Source organism: Synechococcus sp. W55.1, from assembly GCF_047461655.1.
Classification (GTDB): domain Bacteria; phylum Cyanobacteriota; class Cyanobacteriia; order Thermostichales; family Thermostichaceae; genus Thermostichus.
Genome location: NZ_JANSHN010000016.1, coordinates 20433 through 42940, shown reverse-complemented (window position 1 = coordinate 42940; position 22508 = coordinate 20433). Strand labels below are relative to the sequence as shown.

Here is a 22508-nt window from a genome sequence, read left to right as displayed (position 1 = left end):
GGGCGCGATGAAGAAGGGGAAATGATCTCAATATCTAAGCGAGTGGTCAAGCAGTGAGCGAAATGGCTAAGCCTTTAAAATTGGCCTCTCAGATTGAGCCGAACGGTGCGACCCACTCCGGGGTAGCCGGGGAAAACCTCATATTGCTCATCCAGCAGGTTATCAACCCCCACTTCTAGAGCGAGATTTTCTGCAACCGGGATCCCTCCCCGCAGAGCCAGGTTGGTGTAGCCGGGCAGAGATTGGGTATTGGCGTTGTTGGTAAAGAAAGTGCCAATGTGATGCAGGAAAACTGAGGCATACCGATCCTCTGCATCGCGGTAGCTCAGGCCCAGGTTGAAGCTGTCTGCTCCCACGAAGGCTAGCTGTTTGCCAACCGCTTTGGGATCCAGCGCCGAGCGGATGATGGGATCGTTCAGGGTGTAGTTGGCAAAAAGAGTCCAGTTTTCCCCCAATCGCAAATCCAGGGCTGCTTCCAAGCCCGTGTATTCCACGAGCTCAATGTTTTCGTAGGTTCCCCTGCGCGGGCCGGTGCTGACAAAGGTGATGCCATCGCGGATGCGGTTATGGGCAAAGGTCAAGCGCAGCAGGCCAAAATCTCCCAGAGCCTGATCCAGGCCAATGTCAAAACTCTCTCCCCGCTCCGGTCGCAAATTGGGGTTCCCATCTACCTCAAAAAAGCCCCGCAAACGAAAGAATAAGTTTGAGATCAAGGGGGTGCGAAAGCTGCCGGCATAATTGGCCCTCAGGGTGGTGCCTTCTGCCAAAACCCAGCGGATCCCTGCGGCAGGAGAGGTGGCCGAACCGTTGACCAGATTGCTCGAATCTTGGCGAACACCTAAGTTGAGATAAAAGTTGGGCTGTGGCTTGTAATCCAGGCGGGCAAAGAGGGCCCCTTGGTTCACGGTATTGTCGTAGTTGACATTGGTGGATCCCCTGGCAAAGGAGAAGGTGGTGTTGCGAGCTGAAATGGATCGGTAATCCGCTCCTAGAGTAAGCTCCAGGTTTTCAGCAGCCTTCCAGGTGTATTGCAGTTGGGATCCCCACCCCGTTCGCAGGATCTCATCCCGGGATCCCTGGCTTTGTGGGGCGCTGAAGCGATAGTTGAGGTCGTCAAAAAATACCCTAGCTTGCAGGGATCCCCTCTCTTGATCCCACAGCCAACTGAGATCTAACAGCAGGTCGTTGGTGTTTTGCACTGCATCGGGGGAGGGAAACTCGGTGCTGCCAGGCACCTGAAACGCTTTGTTGAGATAAAGGGCATTTCCGGTTAGGACTTGGCCTTCTGCCAATTGCCAGGTGAGCTTGGCTTGTAGGTTGTGGTACTCCACCGCCGAGTTTTCCCGCCTGCCGGCTTTGCCCAAACGCCTAATTTCAAAGGGAAAGTCGTTGTTGCTCTGCAGACGGCGATAGCTGACCACCCAGCCCAGATCCTGCACCTGGCCGCGGTTCTGGATCCCTTGCTCATTGAGGCCGTAGCTGCCGATAGCCGCTTCCAGCACAGTCTCGGATCTCGGCTTTGGATCCAGCGTCACGATGTTGATGACCCCGCCAACGGCATCGGAGCCGTATAAGGTGGAGCCCCCACCTGGAGAGATCTCAATACGCTCGACCACATCTGTAGTGATCTGAGACAGATCGAACCCGCCAAAAAAGCCCAGGTCGTTAATGGGGCGGCCATCCAAGAGCACCAACACCTGGGCCGTTCGTCCTCCCCGCATAAACTGGGAGCTAAGGGCTCCCAACTGGGTTCCCGCCGTGCCGTTGCTGAGGATCCCGGGCAGGTAGCGCAGGGCCTCCTGAACCGTTCTTGCCCCTTGCTCTCGAATTTGCTGGCGGGTAATGACGTAAACCGGGCGGGAAGAATCCCGCAGCAAACCAGGACGGCGAAAAGGTGTGGTGACGGGTTGATTTAAAATCTCGGCGCTAACACCGGTTTCCAACACCTCTTGAGCTGAAGGTGAAGAGGCCGCCGGCTGCGCCCACGCTGGGATCCCCAAAACAAGACCCCCCAGCGCCAGGCTGAGACCTAGAATGGGATTCATTTTCTTTCTTGAAGCTCCTGATTCCGTGCGACGCGGAAGAAATGCGAGCCAAAACCGCAGGCGGGCATCCTGACTGAGGGCATAGGTCTAGCCCAAGCCCATCACAGTTGCGGCACAGCGCCGGATTTGCACCGGACTTTCCCCTTTACATGCCCTGGCTGATCCCCAGGACAACCTGTCGGTACAGCTTTCTCTGCGATTGCTCCGAAAAAGCCGTGCTAGGCATCATACATCCCCTGCTCTGGAGTTCCTATCCTGCCAGGGGGGATGTCATCCCCAGGGGTGAACGGGATCCCAACGGCAATCCCAGGGCTTCGGATGGGCCACATCCCATTTAGGCCAGATTTCTTCACTGCTTTGTAAGCAGTTGAAGGATAGCCCGCTGCTACTCCAGATCGCGAGGCCCAGGGATCCCTTAGCCTTTTAGAGAACAGAGATACGCTGAGACTTCACAAGACCCACAGCTTTTGGGAAAGCAAGATGGGGACGCTGGCCTAGCCGTCATGGGCGGGATCCGTATGAATTAGTACCCAACCGGATAGAAAAGAGGGGCTTTTTCGATTTCTGGCAAAGCCGTTGCCTGGTGGGCTGGATCCGGCTCAACTTGGCTGGGAGAGGCAATCGGCACCTCGATCATCCGATCCGGTACCAGCGGCACCATTTCGGAGCGGTCGGCGATTTCCCGGAGAGAATTGGCAATGGATTCTTGAGTCAGCAGAAACTGTCGTTCGTTGCGCTGCATCTGCTGCCACACCTGGTAACGCTGGCTCCACCGGCTTTGGGTGTGCACAGTCCAACTGTAAAGGCTCAACACTGAAACGCCGGAGAGGATAGCCATCCCTGTGGAGATTTGCTTCCACCAGGCTAGGTGTTCTGCCCAAGCAAGATGCTGGCTGCGAGGATGGGCTGATTTCAACTTCAAATTCAAAGGTTGGGTGCGGCTGGCCTGAACTGTACCGGAGAGGGGTCGGCTCAGAGCAGAAGGCTGTCTGTGGCGACGAGGGCTCTTGGGACGATCAAGACCTGCGTTCAAAGGCTGGCTAACCATAGGGCTTAACCTCACACACACCAAGGGATCCGACGGTGCAGGACTGCCGGTTCCGCTTCACCCTAGTTCCCCGCATCCCCCAATAGCAACCCCCTTCTCCCGATTCCTGGTCTCGGCGGGCTAGCCGTCCGCTTCACAGTAGCCGATCTCTTGAGAGCGGGAGAACCAACCTAAACCTACATCTGAATGCTGCGGGCAGCCACTCGCAGTTTGGCAGAGCGGGCCCGTGGATTGCGTTGCCGTTCCAGTTCGGAAGGGGACAAGGGCCTGGGGGTGAGCACCTGCCAACGGGGATCCCTGCGGAAGGCCCATTTCACCAAGCGATCTTCAAGGCTATGGAAGCTGATCACGGCCAACCTGCCGCCGGGTTTCAACCAAGTGGGGGCTTGGGCCAGCAAGGTTTCTAAAGCCTCCAGTTCTCGGTTCACGGCAATGCGCAACGCCTGAAAGACCCGAGTGGCCGGGTGAATGCGGCCTCGCCGAGCTGCCGGAGGTACTGCCTGCCAAACCACCTGGGCCAACTGAGTGGTTGTGGCGAGGGGACGAGCCTGCTCGATGTGATGGGCAATGCGGCGGGCAAATCGCTCTTCGCCGTAACGGGTGAAAATCTCGATCAACTCTTCGACCGGGCGATGATTAACCCAATCGGCGGCAGTCTCCTGAGCTGTACTGGGATCCATGCGCATGTCCAGCGGCCCCTCCCCGCGAAAGCTAAATCCCCGCTCAGGACAGTCCAGTTGCGGAGAACTCACCCCCAAGTCGGCCACGATGCCATCGAAGGGGATCCCCTGCCCCTGCTCATCCCGAAAGCCATGCTGCTGCAGATCGAAATCGGCAAAATTGAGGTGCCACAGTTGGATGCGGCTGCCGGGGATCCCTTCTGCTGCAAAACGCGCTTGCGCCGCCTGCAGAGCCGCCGGATCCCGATCCAACCCCACCACTCGAGCAGCTCCCCCCCGCAGCAGCGCCAAGCTGTGTCCACCCCCTCCCAACGTCACATCCAAAAAAATACCGCCCCCCTGGGGTTGCAGGTAGGCCATCACCTCCTCGGTCAAAACGGAATCGTGTTGATACACCTTGCCAAGCACGGTCTGCGGGGGTTCTATTTCTGCTGCTACAAAGTTCAGTATCTGCAAAAAAAAGGCCGAGGCCAGGCCCCGACCGAGGAATCCATGTTGTTAAGGTGATCCTCTGGGAAAAGAGGGGTTGCCGTCAAAAGACAGGCTGTCTTGGGATCCCCGGCAAAATCTCTGGGGCGCGAGTCCCGCTCTGAGTATGATGAGACTGCTCCCGCTTTTGCCAAGTCTGCCATCAGAGTTGCTGTGTTGACTCACTCTTCTGCTACTGATATCTTGACCCTCTCGCCGGCCAAGGGCCTGCGCGGCCAAGTCAGCATCCCCGGCGACAAATCCATTTCCCACCGCGCCCTGATGCTGGGATCCCTGGCCGAAGGAGAAACCACCATCCAAGGGCTGTTGCTGGGAGAGGATCCCCGCAGTACGGCAGCCTGCTTTCGGGCGCTGGGGGCAGATATTTCGGAGCTTAACAGCGAGTGTGTTCGCATTCGGGGGGTTGGCCTGGGCCGGCTGCAAGAACCGGCGGACGTGTTGGATGCCGGCAACTCCGGCACCACCCTGCGACTGATGCTGGGGATCCTGGCGGGCCATGCCGGGCGCTTTTTTGCCGTCACCGGGGATCGATCCCTGCGCTCGCGGCCCATGGGACGGGTGGTAGAACCACTGCGGCAGATGGGGGCCAGCATTTGGGGACGGGCCGGTGGAACCTTGGCACCCTTGGCCGTGCAAGGGGGATCCCTGAAGGGCATTCACTACCGCTCCCCGGTGGCTTCAGCGCAGGTAAAATCCTGCCTCTTGCTGGCGGGTCTGCTGGCGGAAGGCACCACCCAAGTCACCGAGCCGGCTCTCTCTCGGGATCACTCGGAACGGATGTTGCGGGCCTTCGGAGCCGACATTCACGTGGATCCAGAGGCGAAAACCGTGGCCGTGGTGGGCGGATCCCGCCTGGTGGGCCAAAAAGTTCAGGTGCCGGGAGATATCAGCTCGGCAGCCTTTTGGCTGGTGGCCGCCTCCATTGTGCCCGAGAGCGAATTGCTGCTCCGGGATGTGGGCCTCAACCCCACCCGTACCGGTGCACTACGGGTGTTGCAGGAGATGGGGGCTGACATCCAAATTGAGAACCTCCGGGAAATGGCCGGTGAGCCCCTGGGAGATCTGCGGGTGCGTTCGGCCCGCTTGCGCGGCTGCACCATCGCCGGCGATCTCATCCCCACCTTGATCGACGAGATCCCAGTTTTGGCGGTGGCGGCTGCCTTTGCCGAAGGGATCACGGTGATTCGCGATGCCGCAGAGCTGCGGGTGAAAGAAAGCGACCGCCTGTCAGCCATGGCCCAAGAGTTGAGCCGCATGGGAGCCCAGGTCGCCGAATATCCCGATGGCCTGGAAATCAAAGGAGGGATCCCCCTTCATGGAGCTGAGGTCGATAGCCACGAGGATCACCGCATCGCCATGAGTCTGATGGTGGCAGCCCTGGGAGCGCAGGGATCCACCCTCCTCAGAGGAGCCGACTGTGCCCGCATCTCCTACCCCGACTTCATTCCCACCCTGCAACGATTGACAGCTTCTTCCCTCGAGTCTTGAGAGGATCTTGTGGGGAGCGAAGATCTATGGTCAATTCAGTTGATGATGAGACGGTATTAAAGTAAGATGGCATGAAGGCAGACTCAGGAGAAAGCTCCATGGGCTACAGCTTAGACCTGAGAGAAAGAGTCGTAGGGTATGTCCAGGAAGGGGGCAGCCCCACCACAGCCGCACAGATTTACAAAGTCAGTCGCGCAACGGTTTATCGCTGGCTGAATCGAGAGGATCTTAGGCCGACAAAAGTCAAGACCCGGAAACGCAAGATAGACTTGGCCGCCCTGCAGCAAGATGTGGACCAGTACCCAGAAGCTCGACTGAAGGAGAGAGCCCAGAGGTTCGGCGTCCAACCCAGTGCTATTTACTATGCTCTCAGGAAGCTGCAAATAACACGAAAAAAAAGAGTTAGGGTATCGAGAGCGGGATCGAGAAGAGAGAATTCAGCACTCCAGGGTCTTGAGGGGATGGGTTCAGAAGTACGGGAGTGAGAGCCTGGTTCCGTTGGTGAAGGGATAAGACCTACGGCCCGCTTTCGCGAACAGAGCTGTTGCACTGGCCAGTGTCTTGTTGCTATTTGAATTGACCACATCCCCATCTCTAACTTTGTCGCCCTTGTTCTTGTGTCAACCCATCCCAGCCCGCCCGGCCCTATCGCTATTGAACATCTCTGCTTCCGGGTTCCTCCCGGTGGGGTAGCAGCCTTTCTTCAGCAAGACGAGCAGGTTTGGGGATCTGCCCTTCGCCGACATCCGGGTTTTCTGGGCAAAGAAGTTTGGCTGGATCAGCAGGATCCTGAACTTGTCCACCTCATCCTCCGCTGGGCCAGCCGCGCTGATTGGAAAGCCTTTTCCCCCGAGCAAGTGGAGGCGTTGGATCGGCAGATGCGGCCTTTTTATGTGCGCTTGGAACAGGCCAAAGAATACCGGCTCTGGCAGCCCGGCCCTTCTCCAGAGCCCGGAAAGCAGGATTAAGGGATCCCTTCGCTCTCAAAACCTACCTCGGAGCGCACCGAGTCGGCCCTGGAGGATCCTGCCACCCGCTCCTGCTCCACCAGCTCCCGCAAGCTGGGCATGGTCACGGCCAAAGCTCCTTCCCGCCGTTGCAGTCCCGCTTCAAAGCTCTCGGGGGTGACAATGCCGCCGGAGATGAGCATCTTAAAGGCGTCTTCCACCGGCATGAACACTTCCACCACTTGGTCTTCCGGCACAATGGCGTACCAGCCCGTCGTTGGGTTGGGGGTGGTGGGCACAAACAGGCCAAGGGAGCGCTGCGGCCCATCGGGCCGAATGGGAGTTTGAATGGTGCCCGTCACAAAGGCCAGCGCCCAAGCCCCCGGGCGGGGATATTCCACCAGCACCACCCGCCGAAAGCCCTGATTGTTGGGGGCAAACAAAACACTGAGCAATTGCTTCAAGGTCTTGTACACCAGACCCGCCACCGGAATCGCATGGAGCAACTGTTCGCTCAGGTTGAGCAGCCACTGGCCGACAATGTTGCGGGCCATAAAGCCGATCAGCAGGATGAGCACAATCGGCGTCAGCAAGCCCACGGCCAGGTCAATCAGGTTGATCAAAATCGGGTGCAAACCCTGGATGGGATTGAACTGCTTCGGAATGCTGGTCAGAAAGCCAATGCTCCAGGTGGCCACCTCCACCGTCAGCCAAATGGTAGTTGCCAGAGGGATCACCACCAGCAACCCCGCCACGAAGTAGTTCTTCAGATGCTGTTTCCATTGAGAAACCATGGTGAGGTCGTTCCGTCAAGTCAACCGAGTGGATGCACCGAACCTTTGCAAGTGGAGCTTGCAGATGGCAATCATGATACCTGCCTTCTGCATTGCCCTCATGGGGGGCAGCCGCAACTTGCTCGAAAAAGAAACCGGGCTGCCAAAAAGCGCAGAGCCCCAAACTTTCACGAGGCCGATAATGCTATCTTAGGTCGATATAAAATTTTGTAAAGGCAGGGATCCCGTTCCGAGGCGTTGTGGTCAAGCCCTTGGATGGTTCGCGTTTCTGCCGGGTGTTGCGTGGGAGGCCCTATGTCAGAGTCGGATTGGCTAGAGCATACCTGTCAGGTGGAGGTACCTGTTCCCATCGAGCAGGTATGGGATTTGTGGGCCAACCTCACCCTCATGCCCCGTTGGATGAAGTGGATCCGCTCGGTGGAATTGCTGGATCAGGAGCTGTCCCGGTGGACACTGGATACCCGCGGCCTCACCTTCAGTTGGATCTCCCGCACCCACACGGTGGTGAAACACCAACACATCGGCTGGAGTTCGGTGGAGGGGCTGCCCAACCGGGGCGCGCTGCGCTTTTACGACCGCAAAGGCAGTACCATTGTTAAGCTGTCGGTTGCCTACAAGATCCCGGGGATCCTCGGCAAAATCTTGGATGGCCTGTTTGTGGGCAAAGTGGTGGAGAGCACCATCCAGGCGGATCTGGAGCGCTTCAAAGCCTATGCCCTAGAGCATGCGGGGCCAACCGCCGAAAGTGCCTCGGCCAGCTAGCCTCAGTTTGTCAGGCCCAAGTGTTTTGCTGAACTCCCCCTTCCTTGCCAACCCTCACTGCTGCAAAGGTCTTCTTCATGCCCGATCCCTCTCCTGAGCCTGTCATTGCCCTCTCTCGTCAGCCGGTGGACAACCGCAACATTCGCTTCTCTCTGGAGCGGGGCGAGCTGGATCTGGATCAGCTTCTCCTGCTGTTGAACCGCAACGCCTTTTGGGCGCAGAATCGCCGGCGGGAGGAGATGGAGCGGGCCGTTGCCCACAGCCATCCGGTGGTCAGCGTGTGGGATGGGGAACGCCTGATTGGCTTTGGCCGCGCCACTTCCGATGGGGTTTACCGGGCCGTCCTCTGGGATATCGTGGTCGATCACGACTACCGACGTCAGGGCATTGGGCGCAAGTTGGTGGAAACCCTGATCAGCCATCCCCACCTGCAGTCGGTGGAGCGCATCTACCTGTTCACAACCCATCAGCGCGGCTTTTACGAGCGGATCGGCTTTGTGGAAAACCCCAGCACCACCTTGGTCTTGCACGGGCGCCCTCTGGAGTTTTTGATCCCGTCTACTGAACAGGCGCAGGCTTGACCGACAGGGATCCTGGGTGAGTGTATCTTGAACAACAGTGGGTTGGCTCTGCCTTGGGAGGAGGACGCGCTAGCCTGAAAAGCAAAAAGGGTGAGAGGGTGTACTCATGGCCAATCGCCTCGCCACAAGTTCCAGCCTTTATTTGCGCAAGCACGCCGAGAACCCGGTGGACTGGTGGCCTTGGATCCCCGAGGCTCTGGAGAAAGCCCGGGCCGAGGATAGGCCGATTTTTCTGTCCATCGGCTATTCCAGTTGCCACTGGTGTACGGTCATGGAGGGCGAGGCTTTTTCCAACCCGGAGATCGCCGCTTTCCTCAATGCCCATTTTTTGCCCATCAAGGTGGATCGCGAGGAGCGGCCCGATCTCGACAGCATCTACATGCAGGCGTTGCAGCTCATGAGCGGGCAGGGGGGGTGGCCCCTCAATGTTTTCCTCACGCCCGATGACCTGGTGCCTTTTTACGCCGGCACCTATTTCCCCGTAGAGCCCCGCTTTGGCCGCCCGGGGTTTCTGGCCTTGCTGCAGCGCATCCTGCAGTTCTACCGGCAGGAAAAAGAAAAAATAGAGGAGATGAAAGGCCAGATTTTGACGGCTCTGACCACCCTCAGCGACCTGGTGCCGGAAGACCACATTCCCGCCGACCTGCTGCGCTCTGGGATCCCCAAGATCCAGCCTTTGCTCTCCAATGCCGGGGCGGTGCAGCAATTTCCCATGATGCCCTACGCTCAGTTGGTATTGCGTTCGGCCCGCTTCGACCCACCGGAAGGGATCCCTGGCTCGCCGAGCGCTCTGGAACGGGCCAAAGAGCGAGGTATGGCCTTGGTGTTGGGAGGGATCTTCGACCATGTGGCCGGAGGATTTCACCGCTACACCGTGGATCCCACCTGGACGGTGCCCCACTTTGAAAAGATGCTCTACGACAACGGGCAGATCCTAGAGTTTCTCTCCGATCTGTGGGCGCACGGTATCCAAGATCCGGCCATCGAGCGGGCGGTGCGGCTGACGGTGGAGTGGGTGGCGCGAGAGATGACCGCCCCTGCCGGGTATTTCTACGCCGCTCAAGATGCCGACAGCTTTGCCCGGGCAGAAGATCGAGAGCCGGAAGAGGGAGAGTTCTACGTCTGGCGCTGGCAGGAGCTGCAGGATCTCTTGGGGGAAGAAACCTTCCGCGCCTTGCAGCAGGCGTTTGACCTGTCTCCGGGGGGCAATTTCCCTGATCGGCCCGGCTGCATCGTCTTGCAGCGCAAACAGGGGGGGACGTTGCCGCCAGAAGTTGAAGCCGCCTTGACCACCCATCTGTTTCAGGCACGCTATGGCTCTGCGGATCGACGAGTTCCCTTCCCTCCGGCAGTGGATGCCCAATTGGCCCGTCTGCAATCCTGGCCAGGGCGAATCCCACCTGTCACCGACACCAAGATGATCGTCTCTTGGAACGCCTTGATGATCTCCGGCCTGGCGCGGGCCTATCAAGTGTTCGGCAACGCAGACTATCTGCAATTCGCTCTGCGGGCTGCCCAATTCATCCTCAGCCAGCAGCGCCACCCTGAGACCGGATCCCTGTTGCGCCTGAACTACGATGGCACAGCTCAGGTGCCCGCCAAATCGGAAGATTACGCCCTGCTGATCAAGGCCCTGTTGGACTTGCAGCAAGCCTGCCTGCCTCTGGTGGGGGATCCCACCCCTCAAGACTGGTTGCAGGCTGCCCTCCAGCTCCAGCAGGAGATGGATGCGCAACTGTGGGATCCGGCCAGGGGGGGATACTTTGTCAGCGATGCCCAGAGTGCCCCTGAGCTGTTGGTGCGAGAGAAGGAGTTCCAGGACAACGCTACCCCTGCAGCCAATGGGGTGGCCATTGCCAACCTGGTGCGCCTTGCCGCCCTCACTGGAGATCTGGACTACCTGGAGCGGGCAGAGCAGGCCTTGAAAACCTTTGCCCACATCATGAGCACCCAGCCGCGCACCTGCCCCAGCCTTTTTGCCGGACTGGATTGGTACAGCAATTGGGTGAAAGTCACCCTGGAGGCCGATTCCATTCCCGCCTTTCAGCAACGATCTTGGCCCACCACCGTCTTTGCTCTCCCCACCGAAGCCGAACCTCTGCCGGAAGGAGCTCTAGGGCTGGTGTGCTGGGGCAACAAATGCCTGGCCCCTGCCAGTTCTCTCGAGCAAATCCAGTCCCAAATCACCAAAGGCCAAAATCGAGCTTACTGACCTTTGCCCAACTTTTGCTCAGGGCAACAGGGATCCCTTTGCCAAGGTTACTGCTGGGGCTCCGCAGGCTTTTCCACCCCAAAAAACTCAATGCGGTAACTTTGGATGCGGGTGCCCGTTTGTTGCTCCACTTGGGCCAGCAGTTCAGGCGGCAGCTCCACGTCCACATCCAAGATGCGGTTGCTATCCAGACAGTTCACGTGGCTGTGGGGATGGGTGCGGTTGCCGTAGCGGCGCCCATCGGCACGATCCAAGCACTCGACAATGTTGTGGCTGGCCAAAGCTTCCAGGTTTTGATAAACGGACGTGTGGCCAATCGGTTTGCCCCGCTGATTTAGGCGATCGTAAATCTCGCGGGCGGAGAGGTGCTCGCCACACTGCCACAGCAGCTCCAGGATATAACGGCGCTGTCGGCTCAAACGCAGATTGCACTCCCGGCACCGTTCCAAAGCAGCTTCCAAAGAATCCAAGGGGCGAGGCATGGAAAACCTCAAGTCATACCGAGTCTGAGATAGGTAGTTGCTCATGTCTACCAAGGTAGCATTTGTGCGTCAACAGTTGTTCAAAAAACACCCCGAACTCTACAAGAGCTGCCGCGCATAGCCATCTTCGAGCCGAGTCCAGGCCGTGCGCAGATGGAAGAGCCCAACATCAGCCTTTTGATTTTCTACAATACCGCTGGAGTGTTGGGGGCAAAGATCATGCAGCGGCGCAAGGTAATTCTGGGTTTGTTGGGGTTGGCCAGCAGCAGTGGATTGGCAGGAGCCTATTGGGCCAGTCGGCAGCAGCCCTCTCATCTAGCCCCAGGGATGGGATCCCCTAGAGCCGCTCTCCCCTCTCCTACCCCCCAGCCCACCCCCACCGTCGTCCCCCATCCAGATGCCCCCCATGGCCTCTACATCCCCCCCCGCCGAGATCTGCGCCTCTTGGTCATCAGTGACATGAACGGCATCTACGGCTCGGTGGAATACGACCCAGAGGTGGATCGGGGCATCGGCCTCATCCCCTATCTTCAGCCGGATATTGTTTTGGGAGGAGGAGATATGGTGGCCGGTCAGGATCCCCGCCTGTCGGAGGAGCGCATTCGCGCCATGTGGGCAGCCTTCGACCGGCATGTGGCTGGCCCAATCCGTGCGGCCAAACTTCCCTACGGCTTTACCTTGGGCAATCACGATGCTTCCTGTGCCCGCACCACGCGGGGCGGCTTTCTCTTTCAAAAAGAACGGGATCTGGCCCGCGAGTTTTGGAACGATCCGGCCCACGACCCAGGTTTGAACTTTGTGGATCGGGGGGACTTTCCCTTCTACTACACCTTTGAAAAAGACGATGTGTTTTACCTAGTCTGGGATGCCACCTGCAATTACATCCCGCCCGAACAAATGGCCTGGGCGGAAGCGGCTCTGGCCAGCGAACGGGCTCAGAAGGCCAAGTTGCGCATTGTCATCGGCCATCTGCCCCTCTACGCCATCACTGTCGGGCGCGACGATCCGGGAGAAGTGCTGCTGGAGGCGGATGCCAAACGGGCTCTGCTGGAGAAGTACCGCGTCCACACCTACATCAGCGGCCACGACCACGGCTACTACCCTGGCCACAAAGGGCAACTGCAACTGCTTCACTGCGGCATTCTCGGCTCTGGCCCTCGTCCCCTCTTGGGCAGCCCTCTGCCCCCCCGCAAGACCCTCACCCTTATCGACGTGGATTTCGAGAGCCCAGATGTTACCTATTACACTACCTATCACATGCGGGATCTGAGCGTGATCGACCAAGCAGAGCTGCCCCGTTTCATCACTGGGCACAATGGCTTGGTGCTGCGCCGCGACGTCAATTGGGACAACCTCACCCCCCAAGAAATCGCCACCTGCCAAGCTCGTATTGGATCCCTGTGTCGGGATTAACGTCTCCGTCTTGGCAAAAGATTGATGAGCCGTTTGTAGATGCTCTCGCGAGGGTTCTGCACACTTCGCGAGCAGCCCAGGCTTTTCAACAGATGATTCAAAGCAGCTTTTTCCAGCAACACCAGCCATAGCCGGTGCAACTGTGTCTCTCGCATAACGGATCCCAGTGATTGATTTCAGCGAAACTGTGGAGAGCTTGTGAAGAAAGTGGTAACTGTACCACCGGCCTATACCTCACAGACTTGCCACAAATGCTTGCCCATTCATCCCGACTCTGGTAAGTCGTACCGGGATGGGAAGGGATTTAAGTGCGGGCATTGTGGTTGGGAAGGGGATGCTGATTTTAACGGTGCAAATGTGATTGCGCTTTTGGGGGCTGCTGTAAACCAGCCTAGAGGTCAAGCCTACGGCTCGCTTCGCGAACGTGGTTGGCTTGCCAACTACAGGGCTACCGAAAGCCTGCCCTGTACTGCGAAGCAGTCAGGGTCGGGTAGTTTACATGACCTATTTCCGAGAGCTGGACAAATCTTGGTACCTGACTCAAGCGGGCTTGGCGGAGTACCTCGATACCCTCAGCGAACTCACGGAACGCTTGGAAGGTTTGCAGTCTTTTGCCAATCTCTGTGAACAGGCCAATCAGAAAGATCCGTATCAACTGATCCCTTCTGAACCGGAAGGTCTGTATTTGCTTGCCTTCGAGTGAGATGCTGCCAAACTGGTTGATTGTCGCGCCTTTCCCCTGCCATCGAATCCATCAGCAGCCGCAGCGCAAAACTCCTGCTACCCTGGTTGAATGATGGTTTCGTTCCTGGTTGAGGTAGAGGGGAATTTGACAGATGAGCAGGTGCGGGAGGGATTCCACGCCCTCTCTGACCCGATTCGCCTGCGCGTGCTGCAACTGCTGCAGGGGCGTGAGTTGTGTGTTTGTGATCTCTGCGAGGAGCTGAAGGTGAGCCAATCCAAGCTCTCGTTTCACCTCAAAACCCTGCGGGATGCGAAATTGGTCAATGCTCGCCAGCAGGGGCGCTGGATTTACTACAGCCTCAACCCACCCGGTTTTCAGCTCCTGCAGCATTTTTTGGATAGATTGGGGCAAGCTGGCCCTGTCAAGGCCGCAGTTCCCTGTGTGGAAGACCTCTAAGGCGCGCAGGGATCCCAAAATGTCCCTAGAAAAACTGTCGGATCCCGCCCTTGTACATTCCGAAGACGGGCTTGCTGCAACACAAGAAATTACAGATGTGAATGGTGTTCCCTGCTGGCAACCCCAGGGATCCCGGCGGGTCAACTCGGAGAAAATGAGGATCCCATCTCCTAAAATCCATCAAAGTTCCCTGACACCAGCTCCCCTGTTGCTTAGTTAGGATTGATACAAGAGAGGTGGGAACAACATGATACGTGAACAGCGAGAAGAGTTGGAACGCATCCACCGAGCACACCTGTGGAATCGCCTCAAGGAGCGGGTGAAACGCGCCCAGTTGAATCCATCTCTGCTGGCTTTGCTGGCACGAGAGGCTTTTGAGTTGGGCTTCCCCCTTCCCTCTTTATCTGACCAACCCCAGGTCAATTCCCCTGCTGAGCAGCCCCAAGATGGAAGTAATCATCGCCGCACTCGGTGAGTCCACCCTCTCTTCTGGCCGAGAAAGCGGGCAGCCACGATCATAGGAGAATTTCTCTCCAGAGACTCTCAAAGCAGCTAGTCTAGGCAATGATTTTGAATAAATCAGAGCCCATGATGAACACCGCCGAAGCCCTTGAGATTCTCAACCTTCCGCCGGACGCAACCGAGCGGCAGATCCGGGGGCGACTGTTTCAGGAATACCAAACCCTCAGTACTGCCCTCGCAGAACTGGAGGACGAGCGACAAAGACCCTTGCTAGAGGCGCAACTGGCGCGGCTGAATGAGGCGCGGGATGTATTGCTTAGCGGGGGATCCCAGGCTGAGAAGGGTTTGTCTTGGGTCAGCCCAGAGGACTTGCCCCCCCAGGTGATTGTGCTGCTTTACCAAGCCAATGGGCAGGAGGGAATCTGCACGCGCCAGGTTGGGGGTCAAGATATCGTCATTGCTTTCGAGAGCTCGTTTGCGGCAAGAAAATATGCGCAGCGGTTGGCTCAACAGGGACTGCCCAAGCCCGTGGCAGAACGCTTTGACACGCAGGAGATCGTCGATTTTTGCCGCAGCGGAGGGTATGGGTTGATGGTGGTTCCGGCCAGCGAAACGCTGGAGCCCCTACAAGAAAGCACGGAAGCTGCCCGTGATTGGCAGGGCAGGTCTTGATGCCGTTTGGCCTCGATCCACTTGCGTTAAGGGTGCCCTCGATGATTAGTGTGGAACCGATCTCTGTGGACGAGTTTCGCCAGCTCATGGCCGCCGATCTGGACGCTTGCTGCGAGGCCTTTGATTTGCGGGCGGAGTACCTGCGTCTGCAGCAACAGCGGCTACGCTCCTGGGGCATGCTGGCCTTTGGTTTGATAGCAATAGCCTTGGTCATCTTCTTGGGGATGCGGGATCCCGGCTCTTGGGTGTCCTATACCGCGGCTGCCGGGATCCTACTGCTGCTCCTGTTGGGGATCCTGAGAGTCAGCCTGCGCTTGGGAAAAAGCCTGCATCGCATCCGCCAGCGTTGGCAGGAAGCCCATCTGCTCAACAGCACCCCTGAGATGATGAAGTTTGCCACCGATCTGGCCCGCAAGGTAAAAGACTACAACCACTGGGTCAACGAGCTCCAACAATCCCTGCAGGGGGGGCAGCATTGGCGAGATTTTCGGCAACTCAGTGAGGCCGAGCAGAAGTACATCCAATCGCTGTTTTTACAAGTGCGGGCCCAACTGGTGATGGCCCTACAGGTGTGCCGAGCTTTGATCGAGGATCCACAAGCCTCTGTGGCTCAGTATCTCAACCAAATGGTTGCCCGGGATCAGCAACTGTTGGAGCAATTTACCGCCAAAAACTTGACTGGCAACCGCTACGCAACCCTGGCTCGTGAGCTGTCCGGCCTGGAGGCAGATCTACAAGCTCAGCTCAGAACCTTGGGCTCTCGATGATACCCTGTTGGAGGTGTCCAGCAGCGTACTCATGGGCAGTAGAGGCACTCGAAAATTGTACGGCCTGTTGCTTGCCGGCGGACTGGGCTTGCTGGGATGCGGGGATCCGAATGTACCTCTGACCCAACCGCCCCCCGATGCTTTTCGGGTTAGCACCCCACGGCCACCGCGCCTAGATCTGTACCCCACCTCACCACCCACGCCAACTCCTACGCCGACACCACCCCCCAGCTTGCTGGAGCTCACAGCCCGTTGGTTGGGGATCCCTTGGCCGCCCCAAGAGACCAGCCTGGTGAGATTGAGCGCCCGTTTCCTGGAGATCCCCCTACCTCCCAAGCCGCGCCGCTCCGCCAGCCCCTCGCCTCAGCCTTCCCCCAGTTCGGAAAGAGAAGAGAGAAAGCAGCAAGGCCGCGAAACCTAGTCCGCACCCCTGGCCTCTGGAGATCTAGGCGCCCGCAGTCACCGGCTCCGTTTCTCGAACGCGCAGCTTTTCACAGGGGATGGTGTCTGCCAGAATGGAGCTGGCCATCATGCCCGTGTGAATCTCTAGCTTGGCTCCAGGCACCGCTTCAAAGAGCAGCCGCTGGCCTGGAAAGACCACCCGCTCAAAGTACCAGTTTTCGATATTCGTGATGCGAACCACCTGAATGGAGCTGGTCGCATTGATGTAGCTACAGGTTATTCGCTCTGCTCGTTTTTTATCGGGGATTGCATCGAGTGTTTGCATAATTCAGATTACCAGCCCACGTTGCTCAGCCTACCATCTACCCTAACACCGTCTGGGGATCACTGCGGTAGTCTGCGATACGGCGATCCCAACTGGCAGAAATCAATCCTGGAAAAACATAGTCATTCATAGTCATTCCAAACTAGATTGAAACACTTCCCAAGCGTTCCGCGCCGCTTACAGAGGGAGTCATCCTTCACCCCCAGCCCCTCTCCTTTGGGAGAGGAGAGTTAGGAAGCAATGCCACGGAAAGGTCTCATTCCTGTTTAAAATGACTGTAACTTCTGTATCTTACCTTACCGTTTCGATGTCCAGAAGGGTTCTGCAATTCAAGGCAGATTTGAGGTAGGATTTCTCCCCAAGTTGGGGTAATTTCTCATAGAAAATCTCCACAGAGTAGTAGTCAGGATTACATTTTTCCGTTCCCTTGGAGTTTGGGGATCAGGGCTCTTGGATCCTCGATCCGGTCGTCGGCTGCGGCGAGGATTGGCCGGGATCCCAGTTCAGGCCCTCCACCCGCAGCTCCAGAGCCCCCGACTGGCGCACCGGATTGTATTGCAGGCTGAAGCCATAGGTGCGGCGGTCATAGCCCAGGCGATAGACGACATCCACCTGCTGGCCTGACTGCAAATCTACCGTCGTCTCTGCCCCCACCCGCAGCGGGCCGTACAGTTGTTGCAAAAAGCCCAAGACGAGCTGTTCCCGCGTGGTGATGCGGTCGAACAAAAACGGCGAGGCTCCGGCCAGAAAACCGTTGGAGTAGGTCACCCTCAGGTTGGTGTAGTCGAAGGTATCGGCCACGAAAGCCCCGATCACCGCATCGATACCAATGCTGCCGGCGGTATAGCTCTGGGCCCGGCCATTGGAGTAAAAAGACTGGCTGCTGCTCACGCCGGTGTTGAGCCAGATCCCTTGCTCAATAGGCAGAGCGGAAAAGCGGGGTGGGGGATCCGCCGCCGTCTTGGGAGGGCTCCAGAGGGGAAAGGAGCGATTCAAGGTTGCCCCCAGTTGCAGGCGGGAGAGCTGAATGCGGTCGGTGGTGTTGGCTAAGGCCAACTCCGGATCCGTGTCGATTTCATCCGGCTGCCCCAAGGCATCGATGTAGTCGGCGGCTATGCGGTAGCTGAGATCCAAGCCGGTATTGCCCAGGCGGAGGGTGGGTGAGCGGTAGCTGGCACCGAGGCGGTTTTCCACAATTTGAAACCCCAGGCGACCGCTGAAGAAGCGTTCCCGATAGGCGTAGGTGTAGGCGACTTCTCCACCATCGCCGGTGGTGATGCGGTGTTCGACCTGAGCTCGCAAGCGCTGAGCAAACTCCTGGAAGACGATCCCCCGCAGCTCGGCAAACAGGGAGGTTTGAGCGTTGGCTTCCGGTTGCCGCCAACGAAAATCGGCCCGCAGCCCGATCCCATCCAAAAGGCCCTGCTCACTGCCCCAAAGACGTTGTGGATACAGTTGCGGGGAGAGCACCAAGCTCACGTTGGGATCCCGCAGCAGCTCGATGTTGGACTGGAGGATCAAGCCCCGTCGCAATTCTTCTCGGTCGAAATCGTCGTAGAAGATGCTGACCGGAGGCTGACGGTTCAACGAGTCGAAGCGCAGCCGAATGGGCAGGGGCAGAAACAAGACCTGGTCGAAAACCAATTGCCCCGCCTCGGCAATCAGCAGGCTGGAACCATCTGCCTGAAGAGTGGAGGTCACCCGTGGGCTGCGAATCTCCAACTCCGGCGGATCCAGCGGGTCGTTGGTCAGCCGCACCTGTTCTCCTTCCCAGGTGTTGGCATCGAAGCGAATGCGAACGGCACGAAAGCGCACCAACCGCTCTGGCGCCAAAGCGGCTGCCGGGGATCCACCGGCCTGCAACTGGCCAATATCCACCTGCCCGAAGGCCTCTTCCAAAAACCCCCGCTCCTGCTCAAAGTCGTATTCTAGGCGGGATCCCTGGATGCGCTGCCGATCCAGTTGAATAGAGACATTGCCCTCGGCCACAGCCCGCCGCTGTCGCAGCTCAATGCGCAGGCGATCCGCCCGCAACACAGAGCGACCCAGCCGCATCTCCACATTGCCTTCCGCCTGGAAAACTTCCGCCCGTTGGTCGAAGGTTTGCCGATCAGAACGCAGCCGTAACGTTCGGTCGGCAAGGGCGCCGAGGTCGGTCGTACTTATGGGCTGGGCGACCCCCTTCTTCTGTGGTTCCACCTGAGCCGCAGTAGGGCCGGCAACTGCCAACCCCAGCACCCCCAAGCAGAGCCAGAGCAACCGCAACCCTCCCATACCTCCTCATCACCCGGCGCGAAACTTCAACACACATCCCCTACGGCTTCCCCAGCCCGCTAGCTTGTGGTCAACTGAGAAGGGTTGAGGACTCGGTTGAGCTTGCCGCTGCGGTAGCCCTCCAGATCGAGACTGACATAGAGATAGCCCACCGCCTGAAAGGCTGCGACCAAGGCTGAGAGATCGGTTTTCTGCACAAACTCCACGATCTGATGGGGGGGAAGTTCGATGCGGGCGGTGTCCTTCTCCGAGCGCACCCTGACCTGCCGCCAACCCAAGCTGCGCAAGTAGCGCTCCGCCGCTCCCACCCGACGCAGCTTCTCAGGGGTGATTGCCTCCCCGTAGGGAAAGCGAGAGCTGAGGCAGGGTTGGGCCGGTTTATCCCACCAAGACAGCCCCAGGTGGCGAGACAATTGCCGCACCTCCAGCTTGCTCATCCCCACCTCCGCCAAAGGGGAACGCACGCCGCGCTCCCGAGCTGCCTGTGTCCCCGGTCGGTAATCGGCCAGATCGTCGGCATTGAGACCATCCACCACATGGTTATATCCCTGGGCTTGGGCCAACAGGCGCAAGGTATCGTGCAAGTGACTTTTGCAGAAGTAACACCGGTTAACAGGGTTGGCAGCGTAGCTCGGATCCTCCAGCTCGTGGGTTTCGACGATCTGATGGCGGATCCCGATTTGCCGAGCCTGCTGAATTGCTTCTTCCAAATCTTCGGGCAGCAGCGAAGGAGAAGCAGCGGTGACAGCCAGGGCCCGCTCCCCCAGCTGATCGCAGGCCAACTTGGCCACCAGGCTGCTATCAACCCCCCCAGAGTAGGCCACCAAGACCTGCTCCATCTCGGCGAAGATCTGGACAAGCTGCTGGAACTTGCGCTGCAGGACGGGATCCCACTCCAGCAGGGGGTTGGCCGCTATTCCTCCCTCTCCGGGGGGGAGAGGGTCGAGACGAGAGGCGGTTGGGCCTTGGGCTGTGCTCATGAAGACAGAAGATGCCAAGCGTTTGGATAACCAGGCAAGGATGCCATCTCGCTATTGCCGGCAGGAGAAGAGCCGGTTGCGAGCAGGGGCAGGGATCCCTCCTTTTCTATTCTTTCCTAGAGATCCCCGACTTTCCAACGCTTCTCCCCAGCATGGGATGCGGGATCCCTCAAGGAAAAGTAGACAATTGGGCAATCTATCCGTAGTCCGCTCACCCGCTGTCGCGATTGTGCTCCGCACCGCTAACGCGATAGGCTGGATGGGGTAGGTTGCGATGGCCCCTGAGATTCTCTCTGGGTTCTCTCCTGCCATTGACCTCACAACTTTATTCCGGCGACACTTGCTACAGCCAACGCAGAGATCTCTCTCGGCTACAGGGATCCCACCTATCTTGCAGAACTTCATGAAACTTAGAAAAAGCGGTACCCCTCTCCTAGCGCACCATGGCTTTGCAACTTGAACCCGCCAGCCCGCCAGAAGTGGCCGTTTATCAGCCCTATTACGCCGTTGCCCGCCGACAGTACCTAGCCCTCGCGGTGGGCCTCTACAAAAAAGCCAGCCTGGAAGGGCAGAGGGCCATCGAGGGAGAGGGGCCTGTCCGCTTCTTGGCCAGTTGGCACATGTCCCCGTTGCCCTCGGATCTGACGGTGGTTCAGGTGATCTTTGCTCAGGATGCAGATCTCACCTATCAGCTCTCCATTGCCAACTACGAGTTTGTGGATCATCTGATCGATGTGGTCGCTTTGGTGCAGCGCGGACAACCGCCGGATTTCTCCACCGCCTTTTACAAGAAACTGATGCGATATGAAGATTGATCTGGGTTGCTCAGCCACCATCACCCTCTACGACACCACACTGCGAGATGGGGCCCAGCGAGAGGGGCTATCGTTGTCGGTGCAAGACAAGTTACAGATTGCCAAGCTGTTGGATCGCCTGGGGATCCCGTTCATTGAAGGGGGTTGGCCGGGAGCCAATCCCAAAGATGTGCAGTTTTTCTGGCAGATGCGGGAGGAGCCTCTGACCCAAGCAGAGCTGGTGGCCTTTTGTTCCACCCGCAAGCCGGGGCGCAGCGCGGCGGAAGATCCGATGTTGCAAGCCATCTTGGCAGCGGGCACCCGCTACGTGACGGTGTTCGGCAAGTCTTGGGATCTGCATGTTACCGAAGGTCTGGGCACCACGCTGGCCGAAAACCTGGCTATGATCCGGGATACCATTGCCTACTTGGGATCCCAGCAGCGGCGGGTCATCTACGATGCCGAGCACTGGTTCGATGCCTATCGCCACAACCCCGACTATGCCCTGCAAACCCTGGTGGCGGCTGCCGAGGCAGGGGCAGAGTGGCTGGTTCTCTGCGATACCAATGGCGGATCCCTGCCCCATGAGATCGCCCAGATTACCGCAGCCGTCTTGGCAGAATCCCATCACCTGCGGCATTTGCCTCTGGGCATTCACACCCACAACGACTCCGGCACCGCTGTGGCCAACGCCCTGGCTGCTGTGCAGGCGGGGGCGCGCATGGTTCAGGGCACTATCAACGGCTATGGGGAACGCTGCGGCAATGCCGACCTGTGCAGTGTCATCCCCAACCTGCAATTGAAGCTGGGCTATCGCTGTCTGCCGGAAGAGAAGCTGAAGCACCTGACGGAGATCTCCCGCTCCATCAGCGAGGTGGTCAATTTGGCCCCGGATGACCATGCGCCGTTTGTGGGCCTATCGGCCTTTGCCCACAAGGGTGGGATCCACGTCAGCGCCGTTCAGAAAAACCCTCTCACCTACGAGCACATCGCCCCCGAGCAAGTGGGCAACTGTCGCCGCATCGTGGTCTCAGAACAGGCGGGGCTGAGCAACATTCTCCACAAAATGGCCGGATTCGGGATCCGGCTGGACAAGTCGGATCCACAGGCGCGCTTGATTTTGGAGCGGCTGAAAACTTTGGAGCTGCAGGGCTATCAGTTTGAGGCTGCTGAGGCCAGCTTTGAGCTGTTGGTGCGGGGCTTGCTGGGACAACGCTCCCATCCTTTTGAGGTGCTCAGCTTCAACGTGACGACCACCACACGCTCCGATTGGAACAGCAAAGACCGGGATCCCAGTGGCGAGGCAACGGATGTGCAATCGTTGGCAGCGGTGAAAATCGCGGTGCAGGGGCAGACTCGGGTGACGGCGGCGGAAGGCAATGGGCCGGTGGCCGCTCTGGATGGGGCGTTGCGCAAGGCGCTGCTGGAGTTCTATCCCCAACTGGAGGCGATTCACCTGTCTGATTACAAGGTGCGCATTTTGGATGGGCGAGCCGGCACCTCGGCCAAAACGCGCGTGCTGGTGGAGTTTAGCGACGGTCACCGCCGTTGGACAACGGTGGGGGTTTCCACCAACATCATCGAGGCCTCCTGTCGGGCTTTGGTGGAGGGCTTTGAGTATAGCCTGCTGCCGCCCAGCTCTCCTTTGCCGGCTGCGGCAGAGCACCGTTCTTCTCCGCTGGCTGCAAAAACGGCCTCCCCTTGAAGAAAAACCTTCAACTGGCTTTACCCTGGCAGCGCCCCTCTACCC

22 protein-coding genes, 2 pseudogenes and 1 riboswitch are annotated in these 22508 nt (G+C 58.5%); of the genes and pseudogenes, 16 read left to right on the top strand and 8 right to left on the bottom strand.

The window, feature by feature from the left end:
- Positions 1 to 74: 74 nt before the first annotated feature.
- From NW816_RS09360 to rsmH, 3 genes are all read right to left on the bottom strand, one after another.
- Complete coding sequence (locus NW816_RS09360) at positions 75 to 2045, bottom strand: TonB-dependent receptor plug domain-containing protein (protein WP_414408969.1); 1971 nt, start codon at positions 2043 to 2045, stop codon at positions 75 to 77.
- Positions 2046 to 2086: 41 nt separating this feature from the next.
- A riboswitch (cobalamin riboswitch) is annotated at positions 2087 to 2239 on the bottom strand.
- A 329-nt stretch (positions 2240 to 2568) separates the two neighbouring features.
- Positions 2569 to 3093, bottom strand: coding sequence for a hypothetical protein (locus NW816_RS09355; protein ID WP_414357046.1), 525 nt, complete (start codon positions 3091 to 3093; stop codon positions 2569 to 2571).
- A gap of 176 nt (positions 3094 to 3269) precedes the next feature.
- A complete protein-coding gene (rsmH, locus tag NW816_RS09350; protein ID WP_414408968.1) occupies positions 3270 to 4181 on the bottom strand; it encodes a 16S rRNA (cytosine(1402)-N(4))-methyltransferase RsmH in 912 nt (303 codons plus the stop codon).
- A gap of 234 nt (positions 4182 to 4415) precedes the next feature.
- Between rsmH and aroA the strand changes: the two genes are divergently transcribed.
- The 3 genes and pseudogenes from aroA to NW816_RS09335 all read left to right on the top strand — a co-directional run bounded on the left by aroA (position 4416) and on the right by NW816_RS09335 (position 6718).
- Positions 4416 to 5750, top strand: a complete 1335-nt coding sequence (aroA, locus tag NW816_RS09345) for a 3-phosphoshikimate 1-carboxyvinyltransferase (protein WP_414408967.1) — start codon at positions 4416 to 4418, stop codon at positions 5748 to 5750.
- Between the two features lie 98 nt (positions 5751 to 5848).
- Positions 5849 to 6245, top strand: a pseudogene (locus NW816_RS09340) (IS630 transposase-related protein); the annotation flags it as partial.
- 122 nt (positions 6246 to 6367) lie between these two features.
- Positions 6368 to 6718, top strand: coding sequence for a TIGR03792 family protein (locus tag NW816_RS09335; protein ID WP_414408966.1), 351 nt, complete (start codon positions 6368 to 6370; stop codon positions 6716 to 6718).
- Here the strand turns inward: NW816_RS09335 and NW816_RS09330 are convergent.
- The gene (locus NW816_RS09330; protein ID WP_414408965.1) at positions 6715 to 7491 is read right to left on the bottom strand and encodes a DUF502 domain-containing protein; all 777 of its coding nucleotides are present in this window, start codon (positions 7489 to 7491) and stop codon (positions 6715 to 6717) included. The genes NW816_RS09335 and NW816_RS09330 overlap by 4 nt on opposite strands.
- A gap of 294 nt (positions 7492 to 7785) precedes the next feature.
- On the opposite strand from NW816_RS09330, the gene NW816_RS09325 reads away from it, so the two are divergent.
- The 3 genes from NW816_RS09325 (at position 7786) to NW816_RS09315 (ending at position 11046) form a co-directional block, all read left to right on the top strand.
- Positions 7786 to 8253, top strand: a complete 468-nt coding sequence (locus NW816_RS09325; RefSeq protein WP_414357051.1) for an SRPBCC family protein — start codon at positions 7786 to 7788, stop codon at positions 8251 to 8253.
- A 77-nt stretch (positions 8254 to 8330) separates the two neighbouring features.
- Complete coding sequence (locus tag NW816_RS09320; RefSeq protein WP_414408964.1) at positions 8331 to 8834, top strand: GNAT family N-acetyltransferase; 504 nt, start codon at positions 8331 to 8333, stop codon at positions 8832 to 8834.
- Positions 8835 to 8940: 106 nt separating this feature from the next.
- Positions 8941 to 11046: a thioredoxin domain-containing protein gene (locus NW816_RS09315; protein WP_414408963.1), complete on the top strand. Its 2106-nt coding sequence runs from the start codon at positions 8941 to 8943 to the stop codon at positions 11044 to 11046.
- Between the two features lie 47 nt (positions 11047 to 11093).
- Here the strand turns inward: NW816_RS09315 and NW816_RS09310 are convergent, their stop codons facing one another.
- The gene (locus tag NW816_RS09310; RefSeq protein ID WP_414408962.1) at positions 11094 to 11528 is read right to left on the bottom strand and encodes a Fur family transcriptional regulator; all 435 of its coding nucleotides are present in this window, start codon (positions 11526 to 11528) and stop codon (positions 11094 to 11096) included.
- Between the two features lie 153 nt (positions 11529 to 11681).
- Here NW816_RS09310 and NW816_RS09305 point away from each other — a divergent pair, with 153 nt between their 5' ends.
- The 8 genes and pseudogenes from NW816_RS09305 (at position 11682) to NW816_RS09270 (ending at position 16404) form a co-directional block, all read left to right on the top strand.
- Positions 11682 to 12941: a metallophosphoesterase family protein gene (locus NW816_RS09305; protein WP_238376945.1), complete on the top strand. Its 1260-nt coding sequence runs from the start codon at positions 11682 to 11684 to the stop codon at positions 12939 to 12941.
- A 207-nt stretch (positions 12942 to 13148) separates the two neighbouring features.
- Positions 13149 to 13400: pseudogene (locus NW816_RS09300) on the top strand (zinc ribbon domain-containing protein); the annotation flags it as partial.
- A gap of 40 nt (positions 13401 to 13440) precedes the next feature.
- A complete protein-coding gene (locus NW816_RS09295) occupies positions 13441 to 13644 on the top strand; it encodes a hypothetical protein (protein WP_414408983.1) in 204 nt (67 codons plus the stop codon).
- 93 nt (positions 13645 to 13737) lie between these two features.
- Positions 13738 to 14082, top strand: coding sequence for an ArsR/SmtB family transcription factor (locus NW816_RS09290; RefSeq protein WP_414330075.1), 345 nt, complete (start codon positions 13738 to 13740; stop codon positions 14080 to 14082).
- A gap of 247 nt (positions 14083 to 14329) precedes the next feature.
- Positions 14330 to 14557, top strand: a complete 228-nt coding sequence (locus NW816_RS09285; RefSeq protein WP_414351969.1) for a hypothetical protein — start codon at positions 14330 to 14332, stop codon at positions 14555 to 14557.
- Between the two features lie 113 nt (positions 14558 to 14670).
- On the top strand, positions 14671 to 15216 hold the full coding sequence (locus tag NW816_RS09280; protein WP_414408961.1) for a DUF3110 domain-containing protein: 546 nt from the start codon (positions 14671 to 14673) through the stop codon (positions 15214 to 15216).
- Positions 15217 to 15257: 41 nt separating this feature from the next.
- Positions 15258 to 15983 carry a hypothetical protein gene (locus NW816_RS09275; protein WP_414408960.1) on the top strand — a complete coding sequence of 242 codons (726 nt, stop codon included), beginning with the start codon at positions 15258 to 15260 and terminating at the stop codon, positions 15981 to 15983.
- 31 nt (positions 15984 to 16014) lie between these two features.
- Positions 16015 to 16404: a hypothetical protein gene (locus tag NW816_RS09270; RefSeq protein WP_414408959.1), complete on the top strand. Its 390-nt coding sequence runs from the start codon at positions 16015 to 16017 to the stop codon at positions 16402 to 16404.
- A 24-nt stretch (positions 16405 to 16428) separates the two neighbouring features.
- Here the strand turns inward: NW816_RS09270 and NW816_RS09265 are convergent, their stop codons facing one another.
- From NW816_RS09265 to larE, 3 genes are all read right to left on the bottom strand, one after another.
- Positions 16429 to 16710, bottom strand: coding sequence for a DUF1830 domain-containing protein (locus tag NW816_RS09265; RefSeq protein ID WP_414331305.1), 282 nt, complete (start codon positions 16708 to 16710; stop codon positions 16429 to 16431).
- Positions 16711 to 17151: 441 nt separating this feature from the next.
- The gene (locus tag NW816_RS09260) at positions 17152 to 18984 is read right to left on the bottom strand and encodes a DUF3769 domain-containing protein (protein WP_414408958.1); all 1833 of its coding nucleotides are present in this window, start codon (positions 18982 to 18984) and stop codon (positions 17152 to 17154) included.
- 59 nt (positions 18985 to 19043) lie between these two features.
- Positions 19044 to 19964, bottom strand: a complete 921-nt coding sequence (gene larE, locus NW816_RS09255) for an ATP-dependent sacrificial sulfur transferase LarE (protein WP_414408957.1) — start codon at positions 19962 to 19964, stop codon at positions 19044 to 19046.
- A 443-nt stretch (positions 19965 to 20407) separates the two neighbouring features.
- On the opposite strand from larE, the gene ebsA reads away from it, so the two are divergent.
- Both ebsA and cimA read left to right on the top strand, forming a co-directional pair.
- Entirely contained in the window at positions 20408 to 20779 is a 372-nt protein-coding gene (gene ebsA / locus NW816_RS09250) for a type IV pilus biogenesis protein EbsA (protein ID WP_414408956.1), read from the top strand.
- Positions 20769 to 22463 carry a citramalate synthase gene (gene cimA, locus NW816_RS09245; protein ID WP_414408955.1) on the top strand — a complete coding sequence of 565 codons (1695 nt, stop codon included), beginning with the start codon at positions 20769 to 20771 and terminating at the stop codon, positions 22461 to 22463. Before ebsA ends, cimA begins: the two co-directional genes overlap by 11 nt.
- Positions 22464 to 22508 lie beyond the last annotated feature (45 nt).

What these genes read in the sequence shown, in the direction of transcription:
- NW816_RS09270 (WP_414408959.1), top strand. Translation starts at nt 16,015, where the DNA reads ATGGGCAGTAGAGGCACTCGAAAATTGTACGGCCTGTTGCTTGCCGGC.
- ebsA (WP_414408956.1), top strand. Translation starts at nt 20,408, where the DNA reads ATGGCTTTGCAACTTGAACCCGCCAGCCCGCCAGAAGTGGCCGTTTAT.
- NW816_RS09360 (WP_414408969.1), bottom strand. Translation starts at nt 2,045, where the DNA reads ATGAATCCCATTCTAGGTCTCAGCCTGGCGCTGGGGGGTCTTGTTTTG.
- NW816_RS09290 (WP_414330075.1), top strand. Translation starts at nt 13,738, where the DNA reads ATGGTTTCGTTCCTGGTTGAGGTAGAGGGGAATTTGACAGATGAGCAG.
- cimA (WP_414408955.1), top strand. Translation starts at nt 20,769, where the DNA reads ATGAAGATTGATCTGGGTTGCTCAGCCACCATCACCCTCTACGACACC.
- NW816_RS09325 (WP_414357051.1), top strand. Translation starts at nt 7,786, where the DNA reads ATGTCAGAGTCGGATTGGCTAGAGCATACCTGTCAGGTGGAGGTACCT.
- NW816_RS09305 (WP_238376945.1), top strand. Translation starts at nt 11,682, where the DNA reads ATGGAAGAGCCCAACATCAGCCTTTTGATTTTCTACAATACCGCTGGA.
- NW816_RS09315 (WP_414408963.1), top strand. Translation starts at nt 8,941, where the DNA reads ATGGCCAATCGCCTCGCCACAAGTTCCAGCCTTTATTTGCGCAAGCAC.
- NW816_RS09260 (WP_414408958.1), bottom strand. Translation starts at nt 18,984, where the DNA reads ATGGGAGGGTTGCGGTTGCTCTGGCTCTGCTTGGGGGTGCTGGGGTTG.
- NW816_RS09280 (WP_414408961.1), top strand. Translation starts at nt 14,671, where the DNA reads ATGATGAACACCGCCGAAGCCCTTGAGATTCTCAACCTTCCGCCGGAC.
- NW816_RS09355 (WP_414357046.1), bottom strand. Translation starts at nt 3,093, where the DNA reads ATGGTTAGCCAGCCTTTGAACGCAGGTCTTGATCGTCCCAAGAGCCCT.
- NW816_RS09285 (WP_414351969.1), top strand. Translation starts at nt 14,330, where the DNA reads ATGATACGTGAACAGCGAGAAGAGTTGGAACGCATCCACCGAGCACAC.
- NW816_RS09310 (WP_414408962.1), bottom strand. Translation starts at nt 11,528, where the DNA reads ATGCCTCGCCCCTTGGATTCTTTGGAAGCTGCTTTGGAACGGTGCCGG.
- larE (WP_414408957.1), bottom strand. Translation starts at nt 19,964, where the DNA reads ATGAGCACAGCCCAAGGCCCAACCGCCTCTCGTCTCGACCCTCTCCCC.
- NW816_RS09330 (WP_414408965.1), bottom strand. Translation starts at nt 7,491, where the DNA reads ATGGTTTCTCAATGGAAACAGCATCTGAAGAACTACTTCGTGGCGGGG.
- NW816_RS09320 (WP_414408964.1), top strand. Translation starts at nt 8,331, where the DNA reads ATGCCCGATCCCTCTCCTGAGCCTGTCATTGCCCTCTCTCGTCAGCCG.
- NW816_RS09265 (WP_414331305.1), bottom strand. Translation starts at nt 16,710, where the DNA reads ATGCAAACACTCGATGCAATCCCCGATAAAAAACGAGCAGAGCGAATA.
- NW816_RS09295 (WP_414408983.1), top strand. Translation starts at nt 13,441, where the DNA reads ATGACCTATTTCCGAGAGCTGGACAAATCTTGGTACCTGACTCAAGCG.
- NW816_RS09275 (WP_414408960.1), top strand. Translation starts at nt 15,258, where the DNA reads ATGATTAGTGTGGAACCGATCTCTGTGGACGAGTTTCGCCAGCTCATG.